15 protein-coding genes are annotated in these 12,595 nt (G+C 38.8%); 7 read left to right on the top strand and 8 right to left on the bottom strand.

Features of this window, described 5'->3' with window-relative positions:
* Position 1: 1 nt before the first annotated feature.
* The 4 genes from AC0VZ5_RS04190 to AC0VZ5_RS04175 all read right to left on the bottom strand — a co-directional run bounded on the left by AC0VZ5_RS04190 (position 2) and on the right by AC0VZ5_RS04175 (position 3,982).
* On the bottom strand, positions 2-1,345 hold the full coding sequence (locus AC0VZ5_RS04190) for a Na(+)-translocating NADH-quinone reductase subunit A (RefSeq protein ID WP_475474408.1): 1,344 nt from the start codon (positions 1,343-1,345) through the stop codon (positions 2-4).
* 353 nt (positions 1,346-1,698) lie between these two features.
* The gene (fabV, locus tag AC0VZ5_RS04185; RefSeq protein ID WP_475474406.1) at positions 1,699-2,892 is read right to left on the bottom strand and encodes an enoyl-ACP reductase FabV; all 1,194 of its coding nucleotides are present in this window, start codon (positions 2,890-2,892) and stop codon (positions 1,699-1,701) included.
* A gap of 109 nt (positions 2,893-3,001) precedes the next feature.
* Positions 3,002-3,313, bottom strand: a complete 312-nt coding sequence (locus AC0VZ5_RS04180; RefSeq protein WP_010391086.1) for a BolA family protein — start codon at positions 3,311-3,313, stop codon at positions 3,002-3,004.
* 69 nt (positions 3,314-3,382) lie between these two features.
* Complete coding sequence (locus AC0VZ5_RS04175; protein ID WP_475474404.1) at positions 3,383-3,982, bottom strand: alpha-ketoglutarate-dependent dioxygenase AlkB family protein; 600 nt, start codon at positions 3,980-3,982, stop codon at positions 3,383-3,385.
* 43 nt (positions 3,983-4,025) lie between these two features.
* On the opposite strand from AC0VZ5_RS04175, the gene AC0VZ5_RS04170 reads away from it, so the two are divergent.
* From AC0VZ5_RS04170 to AC0VZ5_RS04155, 4 genes are read left to right on the top strand one after another with little or no spacing between them, the layout of a single operon-like run.
* Positions 4,026-5,174: a methyltransferase gene (locus AC0VZ5_RS04170; RefSeq protein WP_475474402.1), complete on the top strand. Its 1,149-nt coding sequence runs from the start codon at positions 4,026-4,028 to the stop codon at positions 5,172-5,174.
* Entirely contained in the window at positions 5,175-5,735 is a 561-nt protein-coding gene (locus tag AC0VZ5_RS04165) for a YajG family lipoprotein (protein ID WP_475474400.1), read from the top strand.
* 2 nt (positions 5,736-5,737) lie between these two features.
* A complete protein-coding gene (locus tag AC0VZ5_RS04160; protein WP_008111880.1) occupies positions 5,738-6,358 on the top strand; it encodes a peptidylprolyl isomerase in 621 nt (206 codons plus the stop codon).
* A 51-nt stretch (positions 6,359-6,409) separates the two neighbouring features.
* A complete protein-coding gene (locus tag AC0VZ5_RS04155; protein ID WP_475474397.1) occupies positions 6,410-7,786 on the top strand; it encodes an AmpG family muropeptide MFS transporter in 1,377 nt (458 codons plus the stop codon).
* Positions 7,787-7,858: 72 nt separating this feature from the next.
* Here the strand turns inward: AC0VZ5_RS04155 and AC0VZ5_RS04150 are convergent, their stop codons facing one another.
* On the bottom strand, positions 7,859-8,098 hold the full coding sequence (locus AC0VZ5_RS04150; RefSeq protein ID WP_008111877.1) for a helix-turn-helix domain-containing protein: 240 nt from the start codon (positions 8,096-8,098) through the stop codon (positions 7,859-7,861).
* Positions 8,099-8,463: 365 nt separating this feature from the next.
* On the opposite strand from AC0VZ5_RS04150, the gene AC0VZ5_RS04145 reads away from it, so the two are divergent.
* The 3 genes from AC0VZ5_RS04145 to AC0VZ5_RS04135 all read left to right on the top strand — a co-directional run bounded on the left by AC0VZ5_RS04145 (position 8,464) and on the right by AC0VZ5_RS04135 (position 10,073).
* Positions 8,464-8,652, top strand: a complete 189-nt coding sequence (locus AC0VZ5_RS04145; RefSeq protein WP_138605633.1) for a hypothetical protein — start codon at positions 8,464-8,466, stop codon at positions 8,650-8,652.
* Between the two features lie 78 nt (positions 8,653-8,730).
* Entirely contained in the window at positions 8,731-9,231 is a 501-nt protein-coding gene (locus AC0VZ5_RS04140) for a transposase (RefSeq protein ID WP_409423191.1), read from the top strand.
* Positions 9,228-10,073 carry an IS3 family transposase gene (locus AC0VZ5_RS04135; protein WP_409425534.1) on the top strand — a complete coding sequence of 282 codons (846 nt, stop codon included), beginning with the start codon at positions 9,228-9,230 and terminating at the stop codon, positions 10,071-10,073. Before AC0VZ5_RS04140 ends, AC0VZ5_RS04135 begins: the two co-directional genes overlap by 4 nt.
* A 61-nt stretch (positions 10,074-10,134) precedes the next feature.
* On the opposite strand, the gene erpA is transcribed toward AC0VZ5_RS04135, so the two are convergent.
* The 3 genes from erpA to AC0VZ5_RS04120 form a co-directional block, all read right to left on the bottom strand.
* The gene (gene erpA, locus AC0VZ5_RS04130) at positions 10,135-10,473 is read right to left on the bottom strand and encodes an iron-sulfur cluster insertion protein ErpA (RefSeq protein ID WP_002958911.1); all 339 of its coding nucleotides are present in this window, start codon (positions 10,471-10,473) and stop codon (positions 10,135-10,137) included.
* Positions 10,474-10,577: 104 nt separating this feature from the next.
* The gene (locus AC0VZ5_RS04125; RefSeq protein WP_475474395.1) at positions 10,578-11,348 is read right to left on the bottom strand and encodes a substrate-binding periplasmic protein; all 771 of its coding nucleotides are present in this window, start codon (positions 11,346-11,348) and stop codon (positions 10,578-10,580) included.
* 2 nt (positions 11,349-11,350) lie between these two features.
* Entirely contained in the window at positions 11,351-12,547 is a 1,197-nt protein-coding gene (locus tag AC0VZ5_RS04120; RefSeq protein ID WP_475474394.1) for a porin, read from the bottom strand.
* Positions 12,548-12,595 lie beyond the last annotated feature (48 nt).

Raw genomic sequence — 12,595 nt, 5'->3', positions numbered from 1 at the left:
TTTAGCCTTCCTTCTCGATCGTAGTTAAGCAATCGCGTAGGGCTGCGCCGTACTCGTATTTGCCAGGACAAACGAAGGTGCATAACGCTAAATCTTCTTCATCTAATTCAAGCGCACCTAATGAAATTGCACTGTCTAAATCACGAGACAATAAGTCACGTAATAAAAGCGTTGGCAAAATATCAAGTGGCATAACACGCTCATAGCTTCCAAGTGGAACCATGGCACGTTTTGAACCGCCTGTAGACGTTGTCATTTTAAATAAACGACTCGGTGTAAGGTGAGACAAGAATGTACGCGTTACAGAGAATTTATCACTACCTGGTGCAATCCAGCCAAATAATTCTTTTTCGCGACCTTCAAGTAATACAGATACTTGAACGTGGTAACGACCTAAGAATGCATGAACACCAGACGACGTAGCACCTGCAAGTACAGAACCAGAAATAACACGGTTATCACCGTCTTCTAATTCACCTGCTACTAAGTCATCTAATGAAGCACCTAATTGTGTTTTCACTAAACGAGGATTCTTAACACGCGGACCTGCAAGCGAAATCACACGGTCTGTGTAAATTTCACCAGTAAGGAAAAGGTGACCATACGCAATAACGTCTTGGTAACCAATGTGCCAAACTTGCTTACTAGCAGATACTGGGTCAAGGTGATGGATATGAGTGCCAACAAGGCCAGCTGGGTGCACGCCACCAAACTCATGTACTTCCACTTGAGCAATAGGTGAACTAGGAACTTGACTGCCTGCTTGCTTACAAACAAATACTTTGCCATCGGTTAAACGTGACACAACAGCCAAACCTGCTTCAAACGCTTTCGCATTTTCAGCAATAACTACTGCAGGATCTGCAGCAAGTGGATTGGTATCGATAGCTGTCACGAAAATAGAGCTAGGATTTGCATCCAACGCCGCTACTTTACTAAATGGGCGAGCACGAAGTGCTGTCCATTGACCCGATTGAACTAGTACTTCTTTAGCTTTTTCACGGTCTAAGCTGTTAAGCTCAGTTTCCGAGAAAGCACCAAAGGTGATTTGCTCACTGCCGTTTACTTCAATAACAACAGATTGCAGAACACGTTTAGCACCGCGATTAATTTCTTTTACTGTACCAGAAGCTGGTGCAGTAAATAATACGCCTGGGTTCTTTTTATCTTCAAAAAGTACCTGGCCTTTTTTGACTTGGTCATCCACACGAACATGCATGGTTGGACGCATACCGATAAACTCTTCACCTAGCACAGCTACACGTTTGACGGCAGAACCATCATGAATAACTTGCTGAGGTGCGCCCTCTAAGGGTAAATCCAGACCTTTTTTTATATTGATCATACGCACTTGCACTACATTAACGGAAAGAAACTGAAAAATCGTACCAACCACGCCGCTATTTGTATTATTGCAAGCTATAAAATGACTCGCTATAGATACCAAACAAGCAGCGCAGTAAAACTCCTCACATATTGCTTTGATTTTAACATTATTGTGACTGACTATGCGAGTGTATTTATGAAAATTATACGAGAGAAACGTTTATTTAGTTTTGTAATTCATAATTAATAAAATACAAGCTAGACCAAAGTGGTAAATAAACCAACAAATAGCAAAATTTTTTTCAAATCAAGGCTAAAAAACAAAAAAGTCGCACTAGGCGACTTTTTCAAAATTGCATTACTAGCGACAGATTAATCAATCATATTTGCAATTGGCGCAACAGGATTAACATCTTGCTCGTAATCAACCGTATCAATGCCAAAACCAAACAGGCGTAAAAACTCATTATGGTAGCCCACGTAATCGGTAAGCTCATCAATTGAACTTGTGTCTACACTATCCCAAATGGTTTGAACACGTGCTTGAACGTCATCTTCCAGCTCTTTGTAGTTTTGGAATAAATGTCCGCCCTCATCAAAACGTGGTGAATCACCGTATAGGTTTTCATTAAATAACGCATGAATTTGCTCAATTGTGCCCTCGTAAGTGCCATCAGCCTTCATCACTTTAAATAGTGCCGAAATGTAAAGCGGCATTATTGGGATTGCCGAGCTTGCTTGTGTAACAACAGCATTAAGTGAAGAAACGTAAGCTTCGCCGTTCAAATCTTGGGTAGTGGCTTTAATAGCTGCAGTGGCACGGTCTAAGTCTTCTTTTGCTTTACCTATGGTTGCATGCCCATATATTGGCCAAGTTAGTTCTTTACCAATGTATGTGTAAGCCGTTGTTTTAAAGTTATCTGCTAATACATCTGCCTCTTTAAGGGCGTCAATCCACATTTCCCAATCTTCGCCACCCATTACTTTAATGGTGTTGTCGATATCGTCTTGGTTTGCTGCTTCAACAGTTACTTCATCAATTTCACGCTTTGACGTATTTAAGTTTTTAGTCGTTACCGCATTACCAATTGGCTTAAGTGTTGAAGAAAACACTTCCCCTGTATTTGGATCAGTACGACGAGGTGATGCTAAGCTGTAAATAATACAGTCAACCTTACCTAATTCAGCTTTAATGGTGTCGATTGTTTTTTGTTTGATTTCGTTAGAAAACGCATCACCATTAATATTTTTAGACCATAAGCCTTCAGCTTCAGCGGCTGCTTGAAATGCCGCCGTGTTGTACCAACCCGCAGAGCCTGTTTTACGTTCAGTGCCTTCTTTTTCAAAGAACACACCCAATGTTTTAGCGCCACCACCAAATGCAGCGGTAATACGAGATGCAAGGCCATAACCTGTAGACGCACCAATAACTAATACATTTTTAGGCGCATTTTTTAATGCTCCTTGCTGCTTAACATAATTAATTTGTTCTTGAACATGCTCTGCACAGCCAACTGGGTGTGCATTGGTGCAGATAAATCCGCGAATTTTAGGCTTAATGACCATTGATCATCCTATATCTTTTACAATAAAAATTAGCGCTAGTTTAAAGGCTAAAACAAAAAAAACTGATCTGATCAGTTACTCACTGCTCAAACCAATCCACTATTACCTGTTATCCAACTTTTGAGCCGCCCATGCAATTAGGTGACTGCGGCGCTTCGCCGTCGTGCTCGGTAAATTCCTCAGGAGTATAAGTGTGCATAGCAAGCGCATGAATATGATTTGCCAGCTCATCTTTTAAAATTTCATTAATTTCACGATGACGCTGCAATAATCGCTTACCAGCGAATTCTTCACTGACTACAATCACTTTAAAGTGAGATTCAGTCCCCGCACTGTGCATATGGCTTTCGTTAATAACATTTAAATGCTTACACGCAATAGCATTTGCTAGCTTGTCACGTATTTGTTGTTGCATTGACATAAAAACCACCCTCAAAATTCAGTTATATAGTTACTATAACAACTGCGGCTACACCATGGCTAATGCTATTTAACTGAAACCATTATTAATATAGCGAAACGTTAAACTTATTCGAGGATGTTTTAGCCTAGTTTGTTTTGGTAGCGCATGCTTGTAATTTTGTTGGCTCTGTCCGCTCATTATTAAACAACTACCACTTTGTAATTTGATGTTAGTAATGCTGTTGCTTACTTTGTGTTTAAGTTTAAATAACCGTTCTGCACCAAGCGATACACACGCTATGGTAGGCTCAGGCCCTAGCTCAGCCTCGTCATCGCTATGCCAACCCATACAATCGTGGCCATCCCGATAATAATTAACCAAAATTGAGTTAAATGGTTGCTGTAGGTGATTTTCTAAACGTGTTCGCATGGCAAGTAATACGTCTGGCCAAGGCTCTAAGTCGAGTTTATGCCCAGAATAACCGTACTCAAGATTTTCTTCGCTGATAAAACATTGTAGCCTAGGTATTGGCCCCGTTTTACCAAACACTGTAATGTTTGGCTGTTGCCAATTTAGGTTTTGCTGCAAATAATAAAATAAATCGAGGCTTTTTTGTGCGCTAAGTACCTTACTTTGATAAGAAAAGCCATTTGGTAACAGTTGGGGGTTGGCGTTTGGCGGTTGCATGTTAGAATTTACCTATCATTTGATTACCGATCATTAAACTATTATGACTACGCAAGCTACGCTCGGCGATAACACTTTTACTCTTGAACGCTTTCCTTTGGATCAAAAAAACCGCAGCTTACAAGCGTGGGATTCAGCAGACGAATACCTTATTGACTATGTTAATGAAAACTACCCTGATTGTCGCTCGTTACTGATCTTAAACGACAGCTTTGGTGCACTTAGCTGTTACTTTAGCAAGCAACAATTAACAGTTTGTTCAGTAAACGACTCATATATTAGCCATCAGGCGGCTGCTTATAACTTAGCGGAAAACAAAATCGCGACGACTGCGTTTAGCCAGCTTGATAGTTTATCGGCTCTGCCTGAGCAAGTAGACCTAGTGTTGGTAAAAGTAACACGCACGTTGGCTTTTTTACAATATCAGCTATCTGAATTAAGCGAGGTGCTCGCGCCAGATACGCCAGTTATTGGTGCTGCAAAAACTAAAGACGTGCATAACTCTACTATTAAAGCATTTGAAAACTTTATTGGTGAGACGAAAACAAGTCTTGCAGTAAAAAAATCACGTTTAATTATTAGCCAAGCCGCTGGCGGTTATAAAGGCGCAGATTTCCCAGTCAGCTGGCCACTTGAAGGCACTGATTTTACAATAAGTAATCATGCCAATGTGTTTTCGCGTGATTCACTTGATATTGGCGCACGTTTCTTTTTCAATTACTTGCCGCAAACAAATAAAGTCAAAAATATTATTGATTTAGGCTGTGGTAATGGCGTGGTTGGTTTAATGACATTAGCGCGCTGTCCTAATGCTCATATTAGCTTTGTTGATGAGTCGTATATGGCGGTTGAATCAGCTCGACTCAACATTGAATTAAACATGGAAGACAAGTTTGAACAATGTACTTTTATAGAGAATGATTGTTTAACTGACTTTGAACGTGAAAGTGCCGATATTGTATTGTGTAATCCGCCATTTCACCAAGCACAAGCGGTTACCGACCACATCGCGTGGCAAATGTTTAAACAAGCAAAAGACACATTAAAAGAAGGTGGCGAGCTCCGTATTATTGGCAATCGTCATTTAGATTATCATGACAAACTAAACCGTATGTTTGGTAACTGTACTTTATTAGGCTCTAATAAAAAGTTTGTGGTACTCAGCGCAACTAAAAATAGTGGAACGTTATAAATGAAACTCTTAAAAGCATTATTGAGCTGTTTTACATTAGTGGTTTTTTCGGGATGTGCGAGTCAGCCTAATCAACTTATTCTCAACCCTGTGTATAAAAGTGGGCAAATAAGCTCAATCAATAACAGCTTAAACACCAGCGTGATTGATTTACGTGGTGACAGTGCAACCTTAAAGCTTATTGAATCAAGCAAAACAAAAACCATTGCCAGCACGGGTATTGCTGAGTCAGTTAAAAGTGCACTAGACAGTGCGCTTAGTCGTAATGGCGCTAGCATTTCTAATTTAGCGCAATTGCGCTTTGAGTTAGATATTCACGCACTGCAAGCTGTGGTTACAGAAAAGCTAATGAGCCATACCAGTGATGCCAAGATTGAATTTGAAGTACGAGTGATTCGCCCTACAAGTAATTTCAGTAAGCGTTATAGCGGTAATGCTAATTTATCTGGACCACTTGGTCATGATAGGGCAAAAATTGAAGGTCAGCTCAATAAGTTGACTGAGCAGTTAATTACCCGCATTGTATCTGACCCTGAATTAATTGCATTTTTAGAAGGTTAATAATGAAGCAACTTTTTTTAATCTGCGTAAGCTTATTTTTTAGCGTAAATAGTTTAGCGGCACAAGAAGGCCGCTTTGTGCAAAAAGATAATATTTTCCCTCGAGTAGAAATTGTGACATCGTTGGGCAGTATTGTGGTTGAGCTAGACCGCTCAAGAGCCCCAATTACGGTCAATAACTTTTTGACTTATGTGTCTGATAAAAGCTATCAAGGCAGTGTGTTTCATCGTGTAGAACGCGATGTAGAAAATGATCGTGATTTTGTAATTCAAGGCGGTGGTTATGATAAAGATTACGATGGCCTGCATGAAAACGACCCTATTTTTAATGAAAGCGGTAACGGCTTAACTAACGATATGTATAGCATTGCTATGGCCTATCAAGATCGAGAACCACACTCAGGAACGCGTCAGTTCTTTTTTAACATGGATGACAATGACCATTTAAATCCAGGGCGAGATTGGGGATTTGCCGTGTTTGGCAGTGTTATGGAAGGTTATGAGACGCTCGATAAAATCATGGCTGTAAAAACGGGTTTTAATGACAAAATTGGCTACAACTTTGTCCCTGAAAAACCGGTTGTTATATTAAATATCAAGGTGCTTGAGCAAGTCCCTTTATAACTTTTTATCAGAGCAGCTTTGGCTGCTCTTTCAATGAGCCAATGAGCCCTTATGAATAGCACACTTTCTGTTCGCGAATACTTTTCTTATTTTAAAGATAAACGTTTGATTAATGTTTTTATATTTGGAATGAGCAGTGGCTTTCCGTGGGTGTTAATTGGCTCGGTAATGTCGGCTTGGCTTAAAGATGAAGGTTTGAGTCGCAGCATGATTGGCTTATTTGGCATTGTGTTTGGTGCCTACAGTATCAATTTTTTATGGTCGCCTTTAATAGATCGCACTAAACTGCCCTTTTTGTACAACTGGCTTGGTCAGCGTCGTAGTTGGATCCTGTTTTGCCAAAGCTTTATTTTACTTGGCACGTTACTACTTGCAGGGCTTGATCTAAAAGCAAACCTAGCGATTGCCGCCGCACTTTGCTTGCTGATCGCCATAGCCTCTGCAACGCAAGATATTGCTATAGATGCTTTTCGAATAGACACTCTTAGTGAAAATGAATCTCACAAAGCCACCGCAGCCGCCGCAATGGCTACATCAGGTTGGTGGACAGGTTATGCTTTATTAGGGGCTGTGCCCTTTTACATGGCAGATATGCCAAATATTGACTGGCCACAGGTCTATTATTTTTTATCTGCGGTTATGCTTTTATTAATTAGCTGTGTGTTTTGGGCTAAAGAACCAAAATCAAACCGTGAAGCTGTTCATGCCGAGCTAGAGCGTGTTTATCTTGAAAAGCTTGCGGCAAGCAAACAAACACCACTAACGAAAATACTCGCATGGCTGGGTGTCACCGTGGTTGACCCATTTAAAACCTTTTTTGCTAAAAATGGGGTTAAAACTGCACTAGCACTGCTGGCGTTTATTTTCTTATTTAAAATTGGTGAAGCATTTTTAGCACGCATGTCGATTGTATTTTATAAGGAAGTGGGCTTTAGTAATACTCAAATAGCAAATTACTCCAAGCTAGGCACGGGTTTAATCACTATCGTATTTGCCTTTTTGGGCAGTATTTTTAACCACAAATATGGCATAGTAAAAGGCTTGTTTATTAGTGGTGCAGCCATGGCAGCATCTAACTTAATGTTCTCTTGGATTGCCTTAGCAGGACCGCAGGAACACTTATATGCAATGGCAATTGTAGTTGATGGCTTTACCCAAGCTTGGTCTTTAGTGGCGATGGTTGCCTTTATATCTATGCTGTGTGACAGAGCATTTAGCGCCACTCATTATGCGCTACTGGCATCATTGGGTAACTTAGGGCGTACGTTATTATCGAGTTATAGTGGCGTAGTTATTGATGATTGGCTGATGGGAAATTGGTCATTATTTTTTGTTTTAACAGCACTTATGGTTTTACCTTCATTGATATTTTTATATCTAATTAGGCACAAACTATATGCATTAGAGCAAAATTATCATAATAGGTAATACCTAATGCATCCCTGCATTAGTATTAGCTGTAGACGTTAGGTTTAACTTTACGATTACAGCCTAAAAGCGTTAATCAGCTTTAATTAAGCTTAATGCTTCATACGGGTCAACTTCTAATGCATTGCAATAGCGAACAAACTCAATCACATCTAAGCGACGTTCTTGGTTTTCTATTTTGCCTATAAAAGAATGTGGCGTACCCAATATTTGCGCTAAGCTGCGCATTGTATAGCCTTTTTCATGGCGCTTAGTTTTAAGCCACTTTGTTAGCTTTGCATTTTCTTCCGAAGATACGGTTTTACCCATCATATACAACTCCTACTCGTTGTTTAACTATACATATTGCAAAGTGCTCAATGCCGTCAACATTGTAAGCCCACTGAAACTAACTAAGACACAGTGTAAACGCTTACAATTTAAACAAAAAAGATTCTCAAATATGTATTAGCTCTTTATTATTGTAAAAATGAAACCTTGCCCGTCTCATTCTTGGATACATTATATACCATTCACCATTGATCTGAATGATTAATTAGTAATTCTGCGATTAAAGTCTAACAACAAATATTTACTAAGTCTGAATAAGGTTAAATATTTTATAACTTTTTTGTTTCATTTAAATATAAGCGGTTTATTATTAGGGTCTATTGACCCTAACTTAAAGAGGTTAAATCATGTTTAGACTACTCTTTTTACTGCCTATTATTTTGTGCTTAGGTTGGTACTTTTTTTTACGCCATTATGCAATTCCAATAAAACAGGGTAAAAAAGGATTTATCTATATTTTAGTTTTCTCAACGTTTGTACTTGGTTTTTTTGTGTTAATGATGCAGATAACAGAATACAGTCCAACTGAGTTATAATTTTTTTGAACATATAAAAAAACCGCTTATTGAAGTGACCCCCAATAGTTGGACATTCCAATTACTGGGGGTCTTTTTATGTCCAAACATCACCGAGCTTTCAAGCTCAAAATAGCTGAACTCGCTTTGTCTGAAAGCTCTTCGGCGGTAAGTAACAGATTTAATGTTACAGACAGGCAGGTCCGATATTGGACCGCTATTTATCGAATTCATGGCGCTGAAAGCTTCAGGTCTGTTCACAAACCTTATTCTCTAGCATTTAAGGCTGAAGTGTTAAAAACGATGACAGCAAACAGTTGGTCACTCGGTTATACCAGTGCTTTCTTCGATTTATCGTCCCCAGGCATTCTTTTTCAATGGCAAAAGCTTTATGCTCGTGATGGTATATCACGTCTTAAACCACAGAGAAAAGGTAAGCCATTCATGACAAATAATTCTTCTTCATCAAAACTAGTAGAGCAAATGACTGAGGAGGAGTTACGAGAAGAACTAGCATACTTACGAGCTGAGAATGATGTGCTAAAAAAGTTAGAAGCCTTGGCTCAAGCCAGAAAGAAAAAAGCAAAGACAAAACGATAGTCGTCGAAGAGTTCAAGGCAAAGCATAGCTTACGACACCTTTTAAAGGCTACAGGGCTGCCAAAGAGTGTTTACTATTATCATCGCACTACTTGTAAGCAACCCTGTGCAAGCAATGATTTACTGGTAAAAATACGTGATATTTATCACGCGCATAAAGGGCGATATGGCTATCGCAGAATTACGAGTGCCCTGAGAGCAATGGGAGTACTTGTTAATCATAAGCGCGTTCAACGGTTGATGAATGAGTTAGGACTCAAGTCAAAAGTAAGGCCTAAGCGCTATAAATCCTATAAAGGTGAAGTGGGTAAAATCGCAGAAAATACGCTTAACCGCGAGTTTACTGCGCAGAAGCCAAATCAAAAATGGGTGACGGATGTGACGGAGTTTAAAGTGGATAATGAGAAGGTATATCTATCACCTATGATTGACCTATTCAACCAAGAGGTAATCAGTTACGAAGTCAGAAAATCCGTTGCACTCCCTTTGGTAACTGACATGCTTAAAACAGCAACTGCTAGGTTGAAGCCAAATGAAAAGCCAGTTGTACACTCAGATCAAGGGTGGCAATATCAAAACAAACAATATCAAAATCACCTTAAGGAAAAAGGATTGCAACAAAGTATGTCTAGAAAAGGAAATTGTTTAGATAATGCGGTTGCTGAGAACTTCTTCGGCATATTGAAGAGTGAGATGTACCACAACGAAACGTTTAAAGACGTGAATGATCTTATTGAAAACATTAAAGAATATATCCACTATTACAACAATGAGCGTATTAAACTGAAACTAAAAGGCCTGAGTCCGATACAGTATCGAAATCAGGCCTTGGCAGCCGCTTAGAAATGAGTCCAACTTTATGGGGTCACTTCAAGTGCCAAGGTTTTTTTGGATAACGATATTTTTATACGCTAAAACTAGCACCACAGCCACATGTGGTGGTCGCATTAGGATTAGAGACAAAAAAGCGCGCCCCTTCTAACCCTTCGGTGTAGTCAACTTCGCCATCAACTAAATATTGGATACTCATAGGGTCAATGACTAAGGTAACCCCGTTTTTAACAATTTCTAAATCGCCAGGATTCGCTTTTTCATCAAAAGTAAAACCGTATTGAAAACCTGAACACCCACCGCCTGTGACATAAACACGCAGTTTTAGATCTGGGTTTTCTTCTTCGTCGATTAACTGTTTAACACGCACAGCGGCTGCGTCGCTAAACTTAATGGGTAGTTCTTCAGACATCTTATAACCCTCAATACCTTAATACTAATGCACGAGATTATCTAATACCTGAGTATTTTAATCAAGTATAAGTATCTAGCACTCTTAGACTGTGACTCCAGCGCTCATTTATTAATTACATTGACTAAGGACGCATCCATTTTTTCAATGAAGTCATTTTTATACTTTTGTGGAGTATCGCGACTATACCCAATGTGCGCCGTATGTTGACGAACTTCATCTTGCTCAGTGATCACCTCAATAAACTCAGGGTAACTTTTTTTTATTTTACTAAGCTCGTATAAAATTGCCCCTCTGTCATTTATGTAACAATCTAGCTTACCCGTCAGAAGCTTAATTATATTTGCTTGGGTGCTTTTATTTTCCCATAATTTGATTCGACCTGCTGCAATCGCATTTTTATACGACTTTTCTAAAAGTAAATAACCTGCATTCATGCCTAAATGAAGCGGTTCTGTAACTTGACTATTTATCGTTAAGGCTGCCTTTAAGTTTATCTGCTCGCGGCAAAATGTAACGACAAACTCAGTGCCTAATGACACTGAATAGGATGAAATATAAGGCCGTACATTTTTATGTTGATAGGGGGGGACGATTCCAATAGCATTACCTTGTTCAACAAATGAAAGTGCTCTTTTCCAAGGCATTGTTTCAATTGTAACGTTATATGCCGGCTCTAGATTAATACTCGCGCGTTTTAACAACTCAATATAAATACCTCTAGGCTCACCATTTTCTGAGTAACTATAAGGAGGGTAATCGTCATCCGCAACAATAATAACAGTCTCTCTACTTACACTGGTTAATGAAAAAACCAAACAAAAATAGCAAGTAAAAAGCGTTAAATACTTCATTAGGGAGATTTTCATACTCATTTTTAATAACTCCAGACCTGTAAGTAGTCATATCTAATGCCTATTGATAATGAGCTAAAGTCTGCTAAATGATCAAAGTCCCTATATAAATACTCAATATGTAAGCGAAGATTTTCAGCAGGCAACCATTCTAAGGTTAAATTTGCACCATTAAATTTTTGAGTTTGCTCAGTATAATGTCCATCATTAAAGTCAAAATAACCTAATTTAACTTTATATTTTTCACTTAAAGGATAAGCGAGTGACATATCAAAAGTATGTCCGACTCTGTCAGCACTTAAGTTTCTATTATATTTTTTATCTTGATAAGCAGCAGCAAAATACACTCCATTATCAAAAGAGTAAGCAAATGCGCCCGCTAAAATATTATTATCACCGAGCTTTTGTTCTGCCTCATAAACATCCGAATTTGTGTAAGTCAGTGCAGCATGGAGATTCCCTTTATCGTAACTTACCCCCCCGTTTATAAGATCGCTATTGTTGTCACCTTGTGCACCATTAAATTGGCCAGCCAACATCCAAGTAAAATCGCCTTGCTTTATCTGATAGGTAATCAGGTTATCTACAAAAAAAATACTCTCGGTATCATACGCAAATGGACTGTTGCTGTGATTAAAAATATCGACGAATTCAGCTATGAATAAATACTGCACAGGTCGTTGCTTACCTATACCTACTTTTCCATAAGGACTGTCTATGGCAGTATATACTTGCCGCGCTTTACCAAAGTCACCATTGTTAGATAAATCAATCCCCCATTCGGCATGTAAAATTCCTTGCCATTGCTCATTAAACACCACCGAAGATTTTATACCAGCATGGGATAGCGCATCTCTAATATCCCAATGCGATTCTTTACTTTCATCAATATAACCAAAGGTTGGCCTTATCGTAGCGAAAAGTTTTATATCGTTTTCATTTGTATTTTTAATATCATCAGCGCTAGATAAAATAATCTCTGACTGGATTGGCTCGAGTTTAGTTGATGAGTTGCTATTTTGCTGACTTTCAAGAATTAAAATTCGTTTGCTAATTGCTTCAAACTCTATTTGTAGAGGCTTTAAGGCTGCAAGTTGAGTTTGAATTTTATTAAGCTCAACTTTTAAGTGTTGTAATTCTTGCTGCTCAGTGCTTTTCTGCCCAAACACTGAGCAAGTAAAAGTACTCGTTAGTAAAAAACAAATTAACTGTACGCGCATAATAAATCACCTAAAAATTAAACTATTTTGAAAGTATAGACTATATTT

This window comes from Pseudoalteromonas sp. QJM3NY_12 (genome assembly GCF_056173165.1).
This window is presented reverse-complemented; position numbering and strand designations above follow the sequence as displayed.